The 17,952-nt window shown below is 54.5% G+C and carries 14 protein-coding genes and 2 pseudogenes; 7 read left to right on the top strand and 9 right to left on the bottom strand.

The features are described from left to right. Positions 1-113 precede the first annotated feature (113 nt). Positions 114-2,303 carry a glycogen debranching protein GlgX gene (glgX, locus tag D3M70_RS26635; RefSeq protein WP_120128711.1) on the top strand — a complete coding sequence of 730 codons (2,190 nt, stop codon included), beginning with the start codon at positions 114-116 and terminating at the stop codon, positions 2,301-2,303. A 206-nt stretch (positions 2,304-2,509) separates the two neighbouring features. Here the strand turns inward: glgX and D3M70_RS26630 are convergent, their stop codons facing one another. The 8 genes from D3M70_RS26630 to D3M70_RS26595 form a co-directional block, all read right to left on the bottom strand. Beyond that, entirely contained in the window at positions 2,510-2,938 is a 429-nt protein-coding gene (locus D3M70_RS26630; protein WP_133306527.1) for a hypothetical protein, read from the bottom strand. Between the two features lie 28 nt (positions 2,939-2,966). Beyond that, entirely contained in the window at positions 2,967-3,203 is a 237-nt protein-coding gene (locus D3M70_RS26625; protein ID WP_120128708.1) for a hypothetical protein, read from the bottom strand. Positions 3,204-3,350: 147 nt separating this feature from the next. Continuing rightward, positions 3,351-4,298 (bottom strand): class I SAM-dependent methyltransferase, encoded by a 948-nt coding sequence (locus tag D3M70_RS26620; protein ID WP_120128822.1) that lies wholly within the window; start codon positions 4,296-4,298, stop codon positions 3,351-3,353. A gap of 35 nt (positions 4,299-4,333) precedes the next feature. Further along, positions 4,334-5,689, bottom strand: a complete 1,356-nt coding sequence (locus D3M70_RS26615; RefSeq protein ID WP_120128706.1) for an iron-containing redox enzyme family protein — start codon at positions 5,687-5,689, stop codon at positions 4,334-4,336. Positions 5,690-5,981: 292 nt separating this feature from the next. After that, entirely contained in the window at positions 5,982-6,224 is a 243-nt protein-coding gene (locus D3M70_RS26610; protein ID WP_120128705.1) for a hypothetical protein, read from the bottom strand. 121 nt (positions 6,225-6,345) lie between these two features. Continuing rightward, positions 6,346-7,143 (bottom strand): OBAP family protein, encoded by a 798-nt coding sequence (locus D3M70_RS26605; RefSeq protein ID WP_120128703.1) that lies wholly within the window; start codon positions 7,141-7,143, stop codon positions 6,346-6,348. A 126-nt stretch (positions 7,144-7,269) separates the two neighbouring features. Continuing rightward, positions 7,270-8,577 carry an SDR family oxidoreductase gene (locus D3M70_RS26600; RefSeq protein WP_120128701.1) on the bottom strand — a complete coding sequence of 436 codons (1,308 nt, stop codon included), beginning with the start codon at positions 8,575-8,577 and terminating at the stop codon, positions 7,270-7,272. Positions 8,578-8,670: 93 nt separating this feature from the next. Then, positions 8,671-9,816 carry a zinc-dependent alcohol dehydrogenase gene (locus tag D3M70_RS26595; protein ID WP_120128700.1) on the bottom strand — a complete coding sequence of 382 codons (1,146 nt, stop codon included), beginning with the start codon at positions 9,814-9,816 and terminating at the stop codon, positions 8,671-8,673. Between the two features lie 240 nt (positions 9,817-10,056). Between D3M70_RS26595 and D3M70_RS26590 the strand changes: the two genes are divergently transcribed. The 3 genes and pseudogenes from D3M70_RS26590 to D3M70_RS26580 form a co-directional block, all read left to right on the top strand. After that, positions 10,057-10,362 carry an RcnB family protein gene (locus tag D3M70_RS26590; protein WP_120128698.1) on the top strand — a complete coding sequence of 102 codons (306 nt, stop codon included), beginning with the start codon at positions 10,057-10,059 and terminating at the stop codon, positions 10,360-10,362. Between the two features lie 285 nt (positions 10,363-10,647). Then, a complete protein-coding gene (locus D3M70_RS26585) occupies positions 10,648-11,949 on the top strand; it encodes an MFS transporter (protein WP_120128697.1) in 1,302 nt (433 codons plus the stop codon). A 14-nt stretch (positions 11,950-11,963) separates the two neighbouring features. Further along, positions 11,964-12,410, top strand: a pseudogene (locus D3M70_RS26580) (substrate-binding domain-containing protein); the annotation flags it as partial. A 41-nt stretch (positions 12,411-12,451) separates the two neighbouring features. Here the strand turns inward: D3M70_RS26580 and D3M70_RS26575 are convergent. Next, on the bottom strand, positions 12,452-12,676 hold the full coding sequence (locus D3M70_RS26575; RefSeq protein WP_081564188.1) for a helix-turn-helix domain-containing protein: 225 nt from the start codon (positions 12,674-12,676) through the stop codon (positions 12,452-12,454). 1,262 nt (positions 12,677-13,938) lie between these two features. On the opposite strand from D3M70_RS26575, the pseudogene D3M70_RS26565 reads away from it, so the two are divergent. From D3M70_RS26565 to D3M70_RS26555, 3 genes and pseudogenes are all read left to right on the top strand, one after another. Then, a pseudogene (locus tag D3M70_RS26565) lies at positions 13,939-14,169 on the top strand (pyridoxal-dependent decarboxylase); the annotation flags it as partial. Positions 14,170-15,251: 1,082 nt separating this feature from the next. Then, a complete protein-coding gene (locus D3M70_RS26560) occupies positions 15,252-15,932 on the top strand; it encodes a hypothetical protein (protein WP_120128694.1) in 681 nt (226 codons plus the stop codon). 70 nt (positions 15,933-16,002) lie between these two features. Continuing rightward, positions 16,003-17,952, top strand: a complete 1,950-nt coding sequence (locus D3M70_RS26555) for a hypothetical protein (protein WP_120128692.1) — start codon at positions 16,003-16,005, stop codon at positions 17,950-17,952.

Here is a 17,952-nt window from a genome sequence, read left to right as displayed (position 1 = left end):
TGGAGGCAAAAATCGCCTGAACTGTTGCGCGCGCTTCGATTCTATCGATAGACCGTCTTTGGTCATCCACCCCTAAGTAGTTAGCCCCAAACCTTTTTCCGGAGCGTTTGATCATGACTGATCAACCAAAGAGCGACAGTGCATTGACCCGAGGAACACAAGTCAGCCGCGTGAGCGAAGGACTGCCATATCCACTAGGGGCGACATGGGACGGTTCAGGCGTCAACTTCGCGATCTTCTCGGCGAATGCAACGAAAGTAGAGCTGTGCCTTTTCGACGCCGACACTAATGAGGAGATCGAGCGTATAGCGCTCCCCGAGTTCACTAATGAGATTTGGCATGGCTACCTCCCGGACGCCAGGCCAGGCACACTGTACGGGTATCGGGTACATGGCCCCTATGACCCGGCCAATGGGCATCGCTTCAACCCCAATAAACTGTTGATCGACCCGTACGCCAAGCAGATCTGGGGTGAACTGGAATGGAATGACGCGCTGTTCGGTTATACCGTCGGGCATGAGGACGGTGACTTGTCATTCGATGAGCGCGACAGCGCTCCGTTCATGCCCAGGTGCCGGGTGATCGATCCAGCCTTCACCTGGGGCACTACCACCAAGCCCAACGTGCCATGGGAGAAAACCATCTATTACGAAACCCACGTTCGTGGTTTCACCATGCGCCATCCAGCGGTGCGCGAGGCAGAGCGGGGGACATTCGCTGCGTTTCATCATAACGATGTCACTGAATACATCCGCTCGTTGGGCGTGACCTCGGTAGAGTTGATGCCGGTGCACTACTTCCTGGACGACAATCACCTCTTGGAGAAGGGGCTCCGTAATTTCTGGGGCTACAACACCCTGGGATTCTTTGCGCCTCACGCTCGCTACATGGCGGGATCTTCCATCAGTGAATTCAAGGTCATGGTGTCGCGGTTTCACAAAGCGGGTCTGGAGGTGATTCTCGATGTGGTTTACAACCACACCGCCGAGGGTAACGAGATGGGGCCGACGCTTTCGCTCAAAGGGATCGACAACGCCAATTACTACCGGTTGATGCCAGATAATGCGCGTTACTACATCAACGATACTGGCACTGGCAATACGCTTAACATGAGTCACCCGTGCGTGCTTCAAATGGTGACGGACTCCCTGCGCTATTGGAGTTCCGAGATGGGTGTAGATGGCTTCCGCTTTGACTTGGCCACCATTCTGGGGCGCGAACCCGAGGGCTTCAGTGAAGGGGGTGGCTTCCTGGACGCCTGCCGTCAGGACCCCGTACTGGCAAAGGTCAAACTCGTTGCGGAGCCTTGGGACTGTGGTCCGGGCGGTTACCAGGTCGGTAACTTCCCGCCAGGCTGGATGGAGTGGAACGACAAGTTCCGGGACATTTCCCGCGCGTTCTGGAAGGGCGACGACGACATGCTTGGCAATTTCGCCAAGATATTCCTGGGCTCGGGAGATCAATTCAATCGACGTGGTCGCAAGCCTGCCTCATCGGTCAATTTCATCACGGCCCACGATGGCTTCACGTTGAATGATCTGGTCTCTTACAACGAAAAGCACAACGAGGCCAACGGGGAAGAAAACCGGGATGGACACTCCGACAATAAATCCTGGAATTGCGGAGTAGAAGGGCCCACGGACGATCCCGCCATCGTTGAACTTCGCTACCGCCAAATGCGTAACCTGTTGTCCACCTTATTTCTGTCCCAAGGCACCCCGATGCTGCTCGCGGGCGATGAGTTCGCGCGCACCCAGGGCGGCAGTAACAACGCCTACTGCCAAGACAGCGAAATAGGCTGGGTGGACTGGGACATCAGCGAAAAGAGCGCCGAGCTGCAAGAGTTCGTGCGGTATCTGATCGAGCTTCGTAACCGCTATCCACTGTTACGCCGCAACCGGTTCTTCACCGGCGAATACGATGAAAGCCTGGGCGTCAAAGATGTCAGCTGGATCCAGCCTAACGGTTCGGAGATGGGAATCGAGCAATGGCAGGACGGCAGTAATCGCTGTATGGGCATCTTGTTGGACGGCCGCACGCAGACCAGTGGCATTCGGAAAGCAGGCGTTGACCACTCTCTGCTGGTGATCGTGAATGCTCACCATGACGTCGTGAGTTTCACACTGCCTGAAGTGCCTCAAGGCCAGAAGTGGACGCTGCAGCTCGACACTAATCAGTCGGACTTTGATCCAGGTGAAGGCTTTACCTTTGGCCATGAATACCAGGTCACGGGCAGATCAGTGCTGCTTTTCGAGCTGGAAAAAACCCGTTCTAAAAAGCGCAAGCAGCACGAGCAGAAATAAGCTGGGGCGGGCATGCGACCGACCAGGCTCTGACGCGCCATGCGGGGAAAGGCGTTCTTTGAACGCCTTTCCCTTCCACAAGCAGTGAGTCCGACGATTGAAGGGGAGCGCTCGGGGAAGGGATGCCATCACGGAAGGGGGCGATATCGGGCGACCTCCCACATGCCACTCCCATCTGGATTGGCACCTGCACCTGGGTTGCAGCCCTATTCGACCTGAGGGTGCTGGCCCATGTCGCTGAAACTCTCTTCGGTGAACGATAGCGTGTGAACGCCCGCTTCATCGATCCCGAGCAATGTAGCGTCACCCGTCTTGACGGTGAGCGTCAGCTCGGGAGGAGGAGGGAGTGAGCACGCCGGTTCAAGGCGCACGCTTATGTTGTGGCTATCAAAGGTGACGTGGAAATGGGCTGCTTTCCCTTGCTGCAAAACCGTTCCCGCCTGGCCGTCCAGTGAAACCACGGCCTCACATTCGGAATTCGAGAGTCGGTTAGCGATAATGACCTGGCCATCAAGGTTTCGCCCGAGATCTGCGGGCGCCTGGGGGAGCAGCCGTTCTGTCTGCGAGTCCGTACTCATCGCCGGCGCGCATCCAGGTAATGACATCGCTGCTGCAAATAACAGAAAGGTTTTCATCGCGGTCAGCATCCCGTTATGGCCAATCCTACCTTCCCAGCGCCAGCGCTCTGAGTGTCTTCTCCGTCGCGCTGTCAAAGAGGTCAGCAAGGTCTTCGCAATGCGCAGCCGGAAGATTTGCACATTGCAGTCCTAGAACAAACCCGTTTGCTCGCGCACTGTTTTTAACGGCGGCAATCATTGACCCTGAGGTTTCGATCTCATGGAGAATTTTGTTGGCCTGCTGTCGAACGACGTCAGGTAAATCTGCGGTGAACATTCCCATGGTTCACTCCTCGTCCCCTTCTTACGTATTCACCGAGGTCGCTGGTACCTCGTTCGCCTCTCGAAAGCATCGACCAGCAGAGGCGAATTTTGTTCGACTTTTATGCGCCAAATGAACAACACGGCCGGGCCGTCACACTTGACGTCATCACCGCGTTCTCGTCACCGTCAGCACTACCGCCGCGATCCGTTCCGCTTCTGCGTAATTAGGTGTCTCCAGCTCTTCACCGAACACGTCCGGGTCCATTTCTTTGTACGACCATGCCATGCCAGGAATGTCGACGAGCTCGCGCGCGCGCTCTAAGAACAGGTCTACTCCGTTAACGGACGGCGCTCCGGTGTACAGCAGGAGGGTGCCTCCAATCGCCAGACGCTGGACGGCCTGGCCCACGATGCGAACGGACAACTCGGAACCTAGTCGCTCGCCGCCGTGGCGATAGGCACGTTGTTGGGTGTCCTGCATGTAGGGAGGATTGGCGACGATCAGATCGAACTCGCCAGAGGCGCTGGCCAGAATATCGCTATGCCACGCGGACACGTTCTCAGTGCCGGCGAGTGCCGCATTCACAGCGGTATATCGCAATGCAGTGGGATTGATGTCCAGTGCAAGAACCTGCGCATCCCGCCGAGCTCGGCCAATCAGAATCGCCCCCACACCGCTTCCTGATCCGATATCCGCGGCCGTCCTGATGGGATGAGAAGAGGTGCGAAGATGCTCCTCTATCGCCTGAGCGAAACGGTAGGTATCAGGCCCGAAGAAGACTGAGTCGTGAGCGACGGTCGGGAAGCTTGAATGAACGAATAGCAGGTCTTGCAGACTTGACCACCGCACCTCGCTGATCCAGAGACCTGCGTGCGCACGCAAAATGCCGCTGCCAAGCAAGGCTTCCAGTTCGACTTCAGGAAGGAGTTCGCTTTCAAACGGCCGATTCCATCCAAAGACATCCCGCAGGCTTTTCGCTTTACGATTTTCGTCGCGAGCGTTGTTTCTTTGATGGGTAAGCGGGGTGACAGTGGTGAACCTGTACCCGTCCGCTTGCAGCCGACGACCCAACTGAAGCAACGCCAGGTCATAGGACTTCTCGGGTGCAGTCATATCGTCTGAGGGCAAGGCAGGGGCATGCTGAATATTCATCGCAGGAGTCCTTGGGCAAATCGGCTGCTGTAGGTTTTCGTGGCATTCAGGCCATCAGGGGTGTGATGTTTAGCAGGGGAGATGAGGTCAACTAATTCCGCCAACGAACTCGGGGCAGGCGCCTGTATGGGGGCTGCCGCAGGCTGTGCGGCAGGACGACGGCGGAAGCGCGCTCGGAAAGGCTGATCGCCGGCATCATTCTCTTGCCAGGCTCCACTTATCCAGTCCTTGATCAGCTGTTTTTCGTAGCCATTGAAGACCCCAAACATTACTGCGCCAGGCCCATCGATAAGCTGCCAGAATCGACTCAACGCTGGATCCTGATCTCGCTTGATCCATCCTTTATTCTCGAGCGCCGACAGGAACTGTCGGCTCTGTCCAGGGGTAGCGAGCCATTCGTTGACGGTTTTTCCTTCCAGACGGCAGTAGTCCGAATGCATGTGCTGGCCGAACGAGCGCTTGGCCTCCAGCATGGCGACAAGCTCTTGCTCAAGATCAAAGGATTTGATGACTGAAACCGTGCTGGCGCCCAAGTCGTTCAGCTTGTAGCCATCGCGCAGCCGGCCCAGAAATTTCTCGGGTTCGTCTGCCGTATTCAAGAATTGGCTCACCGTCTCAACAGCCTTCTTGGCATGGCCCGAACTGGCGTTGTCGATGGTCACATGGAGAGTGAAGTAGTAGGGATCAATGCCGAGCTCATTGAGCTCGAATGCGGTGATCAGCAAGTGAAGCGGCAGTTGCTCATAGCCGAGGTTATAGCCGATCACCTCTGGCAGAAATTCCTCCCCGAGATGCCCCAGAGCAAGCTGCAATGAACCTTGAATGTATCGGTCGTCGGGTAGCGGCTGGTCGGGAGCGCAGTCGTGCTCGACCAGAAGCTTGCGGTAGAGCACGACATGGTTCAGCGCAGCATCGCCATCACCCAGCTCTTCAAGATAAGTACGGATGAGGTCGTGATATCGCCAGTCTGATGGATGATTCAGCGCGCTGAATAGCCAAGCGCCGTCCACCAGCTTGCTGGGCGCTACGTGCTGCAGGAAATAGAGGGCGTGCGCTTTGTTGGTGAAGAACCTCCGGGGGGCGCCTGCGTGACGCTCCTCCAGATAGCTGGCGTAATCTTCTCCCACCTTACGGGCATGCTCAGCCACCCAAGGCGTCCACTCCGTCACGTTGGCTGGAAGTTCGCAGTCCGCATCCGCTACGGCCGCCAGATGAGTCTCCAGAAACATCCTGAGATCAGACTCGCCTGCGGCGTGAGGCCCATTCAGAGCTTCTTGATAGACAGACCGCGCAGTATTGGAGTCGGAGTGCGATAGGGCAGAGTGCAGTGCAATTTGGCGTAAAACGGTCATATACGTACCACTGACTATTCTTGATATACGGGTCAGAGGGGCTGCATAAGGAATAAATTCCATGGAGTTTGCTGAGCGGCAGCGCCGAATGGCGGGCCGACAATGCATCCGGATTCAACCTGCACAATCGGGTTGCAAGCCGCCGGACATTCACTCAAATGAAGGTGAGATCGGGAGGTGCCCGGCATTTCATTGCTCGGGAGAAAAGCCGGCGATAGGTTTTGGGAACCGGGCGCGGAAGATGCCCGATCGATGGTGCGTGACGGGGTCAATTCACCATCGATCTCAGGGGTCAAAGCTTCCCCGTTTCGCCCGTAGCTTCGCCGATGGTAGCCAGGGTGGCCTCAATGTCTGCTATGGCGCTATGCAGGTTTAGGAAGCACTGAGCGAGGGACTGACGGGAGTCAACAGTCTGCTGGCCCTCCAAGGGCTCAATCCGCGCAAGCTCGATCTGCTCCAGGTCACCGACTGCAATGCGAAGCGAGTTCAGTGCCTGGAAGACTTCTGCCATGTGACGTTTGCTGGCCTGGTTCATAAATACTCCATAACGCGTGTACTCAGAATCTTTTGAGCACCTGAGCGCCAGCCGTTTGTCCTGGTGTTCAGGCTGAAGCGCCGGTATGAAACCGCTGGGGAGCCACCGATGATCAGTACTCTTATTGGCTGGATCGGCTGTTCTGCTCGGCAGCGGTTGGTGCGCCGGGGTGAGAGTGAATCTCCTGGCCTGTCGGATCCTGGATCTGAATGACGTTTCCATGTTGCCAGGCATTCGCCTTGGGATCCGCGCGGGGCACCTGGATATCTGCCCGGTTTGCTTTGATAGCTGCAGCGTCGAGATGCAGTCGCTGGTTGCGTTGATGAATCATTGCTGGATCTGACTGGCCGTCAGCTGTGAATCCCATCATGAGTTGGGGCACGCCGAGTGGGAGACGTTTGTCTTGATCCGTATGCCAAGTGTGCCATGTCTTTCCGTAGGTATGTGCCAGACGCTCCATCAAGGCGTGTTCGGCAGGTGCAGGAATCCCGGGCGCGACGAGTTGCCCAGACGCCACTTCGTAGCCGTGGCTATGCCACAGTGCTTTCTCAGAGTCGGGTAAAGCTGCGAACAGTCGCTCGTCAACGATGTACTCGACCCCCATGATCTTGGCGGTTTTGGTGTTGCCATCAAAAATGACGCACTGGATGACATCTTCGTTGAGGATTGAGCAGTAGTGATGCGCTTCCATCTGGGCTTGCGGATGGCCATTGTAGAAGTGGAAGCCGTCCAGATAGGCGTTTAGGGCCGCTATCGGAGGCTTGGGTTGCAGGGTAGCAGCGCCGGTTTCGAGAATTTCTGTGGTTGCCGACTTCGGCTCGCCAGGGGCAAGCACAGGCGACTCGGTCTTGGCTGCGCACGCACAGAGCAATGTGCACATGACTGAAACTTTTACGTGGTTGAACAGATCATCCGGCATGACCGCGCTTCCTTCGCTGTTAGAAAAAATCCGGGGTGGCCTCTTCTGCATGGCTTCGGTCTGAATGCCTTCGTTCTGAATGGCTTCGGGACGCTCAAGGCAAAAAGACCAGCAGGAGGTTTGCGGTTACCTGCGTTTATTGCGCAACAATGCGTACACGCAACCGCCCAGCAATATCGCCGACGTAAGCGCCATGACCACGGAGGCCTTCGGTGAATCGTCACGCCACCCGCCCTCTACGCGACGAGTACCCCGTGGCGGCGCAAAAAGATTACCTGAGGAGGTTGCATCTGCCGGGCTTCTGCGTATGCCCCGGCGCGTGAACCATCCGACCAGATGGGTGAAGCCAGGTACAAGGAAATGAGACAGCCGGGCCGCATGCGCAGCAGTCCCCACCGTGATGCTCGCACGGGGCTTGATGGCGCAACCCACCATGGCTTCGGCTACCAGATGGGGATCGTAGACGGGGGGAGGTGGGGTGAGCGCATGGCCGGTGTAATTGCCGCCGTCCCGGAAACCGGGGGTGTCCATGACGGCCGGGTAAATATCGCAAACGTGGATATCAGCGAACTCTGTCAGCTCGCCTCTCAGCGCCTCAGTCAGACCACGCAGTCCAAATTTTGCCGCTGAGTACGCAGCCGCATAGGGCTGAGCGACCCAACTGCCCAGTGACAACGTATTGATCAGGGTTCCGCTTTGCTGGGCTTTGAAATAGGGCAGGGCTACATAAGCGCCACGCAAGTAACCTAGAAGGTCTGTCTGGATGACCTGTTCGTGTGCTTCAAGAGGCGTGTCCTCAAAGCTTCCGACGGCACCCACACCCGCATTGTTGATCCAGATATCAATGCGACCGTTCCCGAACGCCGCAGCCCGCTCTGCGAGATTTATCATCTGTTGGCTGATCGTGACATCCGTGGTCACGGCGACCGCGTCAGTGCCGCAATCTGTGCACTCATCCAAAACCTCGTAAAGCGCTTCTTCGTCCCTGGCGGCCAGGACAAGTCGCGCGCCTTTGCACGCAAAAGCCTTCGCGGCAGCCCGGCCGATACCGCTTGATGCTCCGGTAATGACAACCAGTTTTCCGCTCAATGGCCCAGCGTTTGAGGGCTCAGGCTCATCCGGCACTACGATGGGTTCCAGTGGACTCGGTGCGGGCATCTCAATCGCCGCAAGCTTTAGAGTTTCCCCAGTGACCAGGGTCAGGGTGAGGTCGGAGATCGTGCCAGCGAGACGGTTTGGAAATAGGGGCGTACCGGCCGAGTCCAGATCGTCGTAAATGAACTGGTTGCCTTCGAGCCAGCCAACCGCGCTCAGTAGATCGGGGGCGAGAAAATACTTCCCGTCGAGAAAAAATCCGGTAAACGGGTGCGTGTCGCCGATTCGCTCTACCGCGTAACGCTCACCCATCTTCATGCCGGTCGTAGGGTCAATCATGAGGCGTCCTCCTCTGGCTGGTCTGACGTAGAGGATGGAGTCGTCGTTATCGTTCCGTTCGTTTGGCTGAGTGGCGGAACGCCTGGCGACGCTTCATTCATCGGGATTGAGTTTGACTTTGATCCAGCCTGCCTCATGCAGGTCGAACGAGGCGAAGGCACTGATTGCGTCTGTCAGTGGTTCGCACTGGGTCAGGACCTTGGCCGGATCGACTTTGCCGGCCAAGGTCAGCTCGATCAGCTTGGGGATGTACTTGCGGTGGTGGCAGTTACCCATGTTCATCCGGATGTTCTTGTTCATTGCCGCACCGATGGGGAAGCTGTCGAATCCCGCCGGATAGACGCCGATTATCGATAGCGTGCCAGCCTTGGCTAATCCCTCCACTGCCCATTCCAGCGCCTGCGAGGGCGCATCGCCCGGCTGCCATTGTTCATGGCTGTGAGGATGCCCGCCGTGGCCATGGTTGGCATCGATGCCGACCGCATCAATCGCTCTGTCGACGCCAATATCGTCGGTAAGACGATTGATCGCTGCAATAGGGTCTTCCTCCTCGAAGTTGATGCACTCAGCGCCAAGCTGACGCGCGCGGCTCAGTCGGTCGTTCAACCCGTCGATGGCAAATACTCGACCGGCCCCCATCAGTTTTGCGCTGAGGATCGCGAAAAGGCCCACAGGGCCGCAACCAAACACTGCGACGGTGTCACCGTCTTCGATCTCGGCCATCTCTGCCCCAAACCATGCCGTTGGGAAAATATCCGACATGGCGATGGCCTGATTATCAGTGATGGCTTCAGGGAGCTTGATCAATCCAGTGTTGGCGTAGGGAATGCGCGCTTTCTCAGCTTGCAGACCATGGAATGGCCCGGTTGATTTAGGCCCGCCAAAAAACGACGTGCCGGCTTTCTTGCCGTTGGGATTGGCCACGTCGCATTGGGCGTAATAACCGTCGCGACAGTAGGCGCAGTTGCCGCATGCAATGGTAGAGGGGATCAAGACACGATCGCCTACTTCAAGATTGCGCACATCTGCCCCGAGTGCTTCGACCACACCAACGCCTTCGTGCCCGAGGATCGTTCCCGGCACCATGTCTGGGGCGCTGCCGCGAATGAAGTGCAAATCTGTGCCGCAAATCGCTGACGAGGTAATGCGTACGATAGCGTCTGTTGGCTGCTCAATCGTCGGCTCAGGAACGTCGTCGAGTCTGATGTCGCCGATACCGTGGAATACCACCGCTTTCATGGCCTGCCTCCCAACTAATGGATGTTATTAGGTGGATGAGGGTGCGCCGCACTTGGTTTAATCCGCTTCAACCTGGACAGACAGACGGCACCTTTCAGCGCCTGTAAGCACTGGGCCTGAAGTGCGACCTCGCAGAAAAATCCATGGAAACTTCTGTCCCTGCCTCGGTCGATAGAAAGGAACGCGTGCTGCGTCTCGACTCCAGCCGCCACTCTCGCTGTGCCACAAAGGAGATTGTTCATGATCAGCAAGAAAACCCTGTGCCATTTGACCTTTGCCGCTGTGTGCGGCTTCAGCAGCCTTAGCTACGCCGCTGATGAACCGAGCGTCAAGATGGACAGACCCGGGGCGGGCGTAAGGGAAATCAAGGAGGGCGATAATGTGCCCGATGAATTCCAGCGTCCGAGCCTGGCATTAAAGGATTGGCAGAAACATGGCCTGAGTGCTCCGGGTGAGCATGAGCAGTGGGTCAAGATTCAGGACAAATACGCACTGGTCAGTATCCCCACCGGAACGATCAAGCAGATGGTCAATCCCCATAAATAGCCACACCTGGTGGGCTTTCTGTACGGCCGAAGTGCTGGCGCATACTGGCGCTTCGGCGATCCTCGGCCTCTTCACACGCTCCGTTAAGGGCACGGAACCGAGTGCCGGCGCGGCTGAGTTTCGGGCCAAACGATCACCGTAGATCACCCATGGGTCAGTCCCTCATTGATCAGCGATGCACATCAATCGATGAAAACTTAGCAATTAACGTTTCAAGGTGTGTCAATCACAATCTCCGGCAACAAGCGCTAATAAGCACACCAATAAGATCGCTGGAGAACAATCATGCATGGCTCATCCCATCTGCGGGCCACATCCGCCAAAGCCCGCGCCGGGGCAGTATTCCGGGTGACATCGGGCAACTTCCTCGAACAATTCGATTTTTTCCTTTTCGGCTTTTACGCTACCCAGATCGCCGCGGCCTTCTTTCCCGCCACCAGTGAATTCGCATCGTTGATGATGACGTTCGCGGTCTTTGGCGCGGGCTTCCTCATGCGTCCCCTGGGGGCGGTGATTCTCGGTGCGTACATCGACGATGTCGGACGCCGGAAGGGCTTGATCGTGACGTTGTCGATCATGGCCAGCGGAACGCTATTGATCGTTCTGGTTCCTGGCTACGCCAGTATCGGACTCTGGGCGCCGGCGCTGGTGCTGCTGGGCAGACTGTTGCAAGGCTTCTCGGCCGGCGCAGAGTTGGGGGGTGTCTCGGTGTATCTGGCTGAGATGGCGACCCCTGGCCGCAAGGGTTTCTACACCAGTTGGCAATCGGGCAGCCAGCAGGTGGCAATCGTCGTCGCGGCAGCGTTGGGGTTCGCGCTGAACCAGTGGATGGCGCCCGCAACGGTGGCCGACTGGGGCTGGAGGATTCCGTTTGCGATCGGGTGTCTGATCATCCCGTTCATCTTCATTCTGCGTCGTAGTCTTCAAGAGACCGAAGAGTTCGCTTCCCGTTCTCACCGTCCCACGATGCAGGAAGTCTTCGCGACGCTGCTGCAGAACTGGCGAGTGGGGGTCGCCGGGATGTTGATGGTGGCGATGACCACGACGGCGTTTTATCTCATCACAGTGTATGCACCGACCTTCGGCAAGACCGTGTTGAATCTGAGCACTTCCGATGCATTGCTGGTGACCTTGCTCGTAGGCGTTTCGAATTTTTTCTGGCTGCCGATCGGCGGGGCGCTCAGCGACCGTTTCGGCCGCAAGTCGTTGCTGGTGACGATGACCCTCTTGACCATTATCACCGCCTATCCGGCGCTGTCCTTTCTGGCTCAGGCACCCAGCTTTGCTCACATGCTGGAAGTGCTGCTCTGGTTCTCCTTTCTGTACGGCTTGTACAACGGGGCGATGATCCCGGCGTTGACCGAAATCATGCCGGTGGAAGTGCGAGTCGCCGGATTCTCATTGGCCTACAGCCTGGCGACGGCCGTGTTCGGCGGTTTCACCCCAGCGATATCCACCTGGCTGATCCATCTCTCCGGTGACAAAGCCGCTCCCGCGTACTGGATGACATTCGCTGCGGTCTGCGCGCTGGCTGCGACGCTCCTTCTGTACAAGCAAGCTTCAGCCCGCCCCCAATTGGCTGTGTAAACAAGGAAACGACAATGACATCGCTCTATAAAATTTCTCTGGCAGGTCTGGTTTTAAGCTGCGCCGCGCTGACCGCGACTGCCCAGGCGGAGGAACTCAACGTCATGACTTCCGGCGGATTCACGGCAGCCTACAAGCTGTTGGGGCCGCAGTACGCCGCATCCTCGGGGGACACGTTGAATACCATTCTGGGGCCTTCCATGGGGAAGGCCGTTGAAGCCATCCCGAACCGCCTGGCGCGGGGAGAGCATGCTGACGTGGTGATCATGGTGGGCTACGCGCTCGATGACCTGATCAAGCAAGGCAAGGTGGACCCTGCATCCCGTGTGGAGTTGGCGGATTCGCGGATTGGAATGGTCGTCAAACAGGGCGCCGCCAAACCCTCGATCAGCACTGACACGGAGCTTAAACGGACGCTGCTCGACGCCCGCTCGGTGGCTTACTCCGACAGCGCCAGTGGATTCCAGACCCGTGAATCCAGTTGCGATCCTGCGAGGGATGGCTATTTAGATTTAGGGGGCGAGGGGAGTAGAGCAGATGGTTCGCAATCCAGACTTTGGGCAATTTGATAAAGCTTCTCAAGCGTCAGGTTCACCTCACCTCTTTCAATGCGGCCCATGTAGCTGCGATCAACCCTACACATCAGTGCAAGGCTTTCTTGAGAAATCCCTCTGAGCTTTCGAGCGCCTTTGATTTTCTTGCCCAGCTCCTTCGCCAGATCCCACATAGCTGCCTCTTCTACCTGAGGCGGCACTATCTTGCGTTTGCGGACAGCCAGGCCACGGACTATAATCCGTATTTCTAGATTCACAGCCTCTCTTCTGACAAAGACACGGATGACTTACCAAGGCACAGCAGATACGCCGCGGCTCAGTCGAATTTCCGCCAATTCACATAGGCGGAAATTGGAATATAGGAGGAGGGTGGTCGTCAGCTTTCAGGTTGAGAGGAAGTGGCGGTGTGTATTCCTGTGCAGGCTGCCAACATGGCGCAGAAGCTGCTCGACGACTGGGGCTATATACACTGATGCAGGTACTGCCGACCTAGTACACGAGCGGATCGACGCGTGCAATCAAGATTAGTAAAGCAGTAATACGGATGCGCCACGTCTTTCGACAACGACTTCAGCAAGCAGGCAGTCAAGCGGGGATGGCCTTGGCTGCGTTGTTTTACCTTGGAAAAAATGGGCTGACTAAATAGGTCGCAGATAAGATCTGCCAACTTGCTCAGTGTTGAGGAGTTCAGGAAGCTCATAGGCTGTAAAATGCCTGGATGGATGCAATCTGGTTTAACGAATTCTGGTAGGGAATCGAAAGCTCGATAGAGACCGTGTCCGGGAAAGGCTGGCTCATTCGTCGGTGGGCAAGACTAAGTGATCACATGCGTACAGCCTTGCCGAGCAAGGAGTTTCACATTTGTGCAGGCGCGAGGGTCGTCGACGCGTGGGTATGAGCGAGGAAGTTTTAAAACGCGCAAGCAATGATTAGTTCCGGTACTAAATACGGAAGCAAAACGAAGAACTGGTGAGAGCTATCGGCAAGGAAAAAACTGGTGGAGTGTTCGGACTAGAGTATCGGATGCATGATTGGTGTTACGAGCACCCCGTCGTGCACGTCAAGTTTTGAGGAACTCCAAGCGTAAGCGGTCAGGAGAAACTTATCCAAATCATAGGCTTGGTCGTGCCACCACACGCCGTAGTATGTCGCGGCGAGGTGGAACAACTGATGACATTCTTTCTATTCAATTGGGCATTAATTATCAGAAGCCGAATACCCCTAGGAAGTAATAGGATGGCCCCGAGTTCGGTAGGAAGCAAGAACCCATTCGTCATGAACTTCGGAAGGAAAGAATCGGTGCGGTGCGTGTTACGAAATTTTGGCCACATATCCACTCAAATCGCGGAAGCAATTCGTTGGTCAAGTGTAAGACGCGCCAGTTCTCACGATTACTTCACGTTCCGAATATAGAATTGCTTCCGAGGACTATTGTCCATGCGCTGTAGTCGGATGCTTTGGAGGTACTGCAACTGCTTCGATCGATCCTGTTAGTGAGATTGCTGACATTGTTCGGGATTATGGCCTTTGGTTCGACGTTGATGCGGCGATGGCTGGGTCTGCGATGATCCTGCCGGAATGCAGATGGATGTGGGAAGAAATTGAGGGGGCAGACAGTGTTGTGATCAACGCTCATAACTGGTTGGGAGCTCCTTTTGATTGCTCGAGTGCTCTGAAGTAAATCTTACTCTAAAACTCGGTCAAAGCCTTTCTATTCAAATCAATAACCTACAGCCTACAATCCCTAACTAGGCTTAGGTTTGCCGCAATATTCACTTCAATAAAAATTGAAGTGATATTAATCTAAGGCGTACATTTGAAGCAATAATACTCTAAGGCATACGGCCGAGAAGGAACTACGTGCACGTTGTTGGTGCATGTTCACGAGAGATAGAGAACCAGACTCCTAACGGGGTGAAACCGCGTTGCGTGCGTAACTGCACGAATCCAGCGGCAGCCACACTAAAAGTGCCAGTTGGTCGCTCTAAGCGGAACCTGTACTCAGACTATGGAGACGCAGATGTATTCCTACGGCAGGGATTTCGGTCAGGAAAATCTTTCGTCGAATACCAGTAGATGCAGCATTAATAGACTTGCGCTGACGCAGTAGTCTGGGAATCAGCGCAGGCGAGCCTCCGGAATCAGTAATTGAAACAGCAGAATGCTCTGGATGAACGTCCGAAGAACATCGGAGTAGAAGGCCGTCTATATACGGCTGCTGGTCGGACAAGGCCGGCTGCGTCGCAGCCGGGTTTCTCTGGAGGGATTCGGTTGCTCGACGCCAATACAGTGTGTGGCGCAATAACTGGCAGGCAGTCGGGTCTAAGCACATCCTAAGGGGTGATACCGTCCGTCTGATTTTAAAGAGTATGGTGTCACGCGCTTCCTGCGCTGGACGGAGGGCGTGGCTTTAAGCAGTGAAGAAATTTTGAATGCATGTAATCAGATTGGCGGGCGCCAGTGCGGGATTTATTTTATCGCAAGCGATAGGCCTACCTCCCTTTGCTGCCAAAAAAATACTACGGCCAGGGCCTTGGCGGGGGAGTTTAAAATAAAGCTGCGTTCTTATTATTATGATGTATGCGGCACAAAAAATGCTCCGCATACGTACGAAAAATCAGACCGCATAAAAACATCAGAGTGTACAGATACCTCCGGTCTTAAGGTTTGTTCCCTTCCAACGCCCCTTGAAGTTGTCGCCATCCTGTGAGATAGGTGAAAGACAGCAGTTTGACCAAGGTGCTCACCATGCCATCACTCAAAAGTAAAATGAGGGGGAGATTAGCCGCAGCACATGGCCAGCGCACCAATACCACGAATAACCTGTGGCTTTGCTACAGTGTTAAACTCAATCGGGACTTATCACTGGCCAGCAATAATGAGTTAATCTATTGGCTGGCCGATCTGGAAGCTAATAGAAATGTGAAGTCGTTCAAGTTTGGCTATAATATCCAGATTCAAGTTAATGACCCTAAGGATAATTTTAAACCGATTGAAGCCATTCAGGTGATTCTTGAAACGGGGTGTGAGGAGATACACCATATAACCTCGAAGACTGGACACGTAGATGCTTTCTCTGCGACGTTTCAGCTTGAAGACGGCAGCGTCCGAAACATCACATATCGAGCAATAACGGAAGACTATCTTGTCATTCGAGCAAAATACGCAGCAAGACTGCTTAGACTTCTGCCTTTTGTAGCCCAGATGCGCTACAAGAAATGGCCATTTGAGGAAGAAATTATCTTAAATGCCCTTAAAATCCTTAAAAGTGGCGATATCCAGGAAGTAATTGGCAGCACTTCCATGAGCGATGAGATGATAGTGGTCGGGATCGTTGCTAAGTTTATTTTTCAAGGGGTCATCAGACAAACAAATTTGAGCATGTCTGATTTTGGGCGCTCAACATGGTGGTCGTTAAATGAAAGCTAGACGATCTCGTAGAGAAATTATCGCCGCAATGGAAGCCACTCGACCCTGGAGTGACGTACATACGAGTCTGATGAGTGAATCGGACAAAGAGATTTTTGATGCGAGAAAACTAGCGGTTGATATGTACGTTGACGGTGCGCCGCTGGAAGATATCTTCAACAGCACCAATATCCCATCTTCGGATGTGCGCCGCTTCACGAAGCGTTGCATGTCAGTGTGTTCGAACGGAATGGTGGCAGGTTACACCGCTCTGATACCACACTTTAGGATCGCGACTTACGAGAGAGTCGCTCCCATGCAAAATCCCGGTGAATCAGTCCGCGGAGGCTATGCAGGCGCTCTAGGCGCACTCTTCAGGCAATATCCTAATCTAGAGCAGTATCTGATAGGCAAAGTAATACCTAAGAAATCAAAGAAAGCGCCCAAAGAAATAAATATGAACGCCAAGGCGTTATTTAACCATTTCCATGCCTTTTTGAAAGCTGAAGGACATCCAGCAAATGAGTGGCCGCTAAATGTGGAGTATCAGGGCTATCGAAGTGTGGCTGGCTTTTTGAAGGGGATTAAACTCAGATACTTTGATTCCTTCACAAGGATATCAGGAAGTAGCGAGGCAATTGCACAATTGGCAGTAGGACGAGGCATTGACTCTATTCTAAAACTAAATGGCTTTCTAGATGTATTTGAAATTGACTCGCATAAAGTTGATGCCCATTTTGTCGTAGCGATGCGAAATAGCGCGGGTTTATTGACATATGTGCAAATTAAGAAAATCAGCTTGATCGCGATAGTTGAAAAGGCAACCTCTGCTGTATGGTGGATGAAGGTAGTATACAGTCCAGAGGTTACCTCCCAAGATATTGTAGATATTATTACAGAGTCTTTAAGAAGTGTATTGCCGAAGCCCCGCACTAATAATTTAAATCTAACCCTGCCCGACGGCGCTTGCTTCCCTACCGAGAGATTTCCAGCTTTGGTAGGCTCTCTGCCTAGCTGTATATTCTTTGATAACGCGTTAGCACATCAGGCGACCATCGTCTCATTCGAACTTAGAAAACTGCTCGGGGTTTCGTTATGCTATGGCGCGCCGGCAAAATTTGAACGCAGGCCAAATGTTGAGCGTGCGTTCAAAGAAGTTGCTGCTTATATGATGCGGATGCCCAATCGTGCCAGTTCAATACCTGGCGTGGGTGCCGCGGGAATCAAGGCTGCAGTTGAATACCGGATCGAAGCAGACGAAGTTGAGGAAATGTTGTATTACCATCACGCAATGGCAAACGGCCTACCTTCTGAAGGCAAGGATGGGTTAAGTCCATTAGATATGATTGGCCAGTATTTGGGGCGCGATAACTTCAGCTACATTCCTCGGAGCCCTATTGCAGCAGTTCTCCCATCAATAGCATTCAAAAAGACGGTTGCACGAGTGAAGGTCATCGGCTATCCGATCAAGGGGGTTAGGGGGTACATTCAAATTGATCGGGTTAGGTATAAAAGTGAAGTCCTTTCGTATTCGACGTGGCTGATAGGTGAATTGCTAACCGTCGAAATTGACGAGAGCGATATGAGATCTGTTGAAGCATTTCTGCCAGATGGATCACCAATTGGTACATTGACCGCTACGAGTGGATGGGAAAAGACCAAACACAGTCGTCGCACCAGAAAAGCAATCAACAAACTGGTGCGAGCCCGGCTACTTATCCTCGCGCACTCAGACGACCCTGTCATAGCATTTCTTCAGTATCAAGCAAAAAAAGCGCAGTCACTCCATGCGTCTCAAGAAAAAATTGTGGAAACGCCTAATGATCGAAAGAACGCCGGCGCAGCGACCGCATATAAAAAGGCGTTGCATGAGTCGGGTCAGCCAATGCCTCCCTTGCAGCCGGCACCGGGAGGGCCTCCCGCGCAACCGGCGCCAGCCAAACCTTCAAAGCCTGGTACTGAGCCATTCATAGATCCGACTAAATCCTACGACTCAGTGGTTCCAGATACAGTCCTTAATATTAGAAATTTATTCAAATAG

The sequence above is a fragment of the Pseudomonas sp. LS-2 genome (genome assembly GCF_003605735.1).
In the GTDB taxonomy this organism is placed as follows: Bacteria; Pseudomonadota; Gammaproteobacteria; order Pseudomonadales; family Pseudomonadaceae; genus Aquipseudomonas.
The sequence above is the reverse complement of the archived record's forward strand: the minus strand, read 5'-3'. Positions and strand labels throughout refer to the sequence as shown.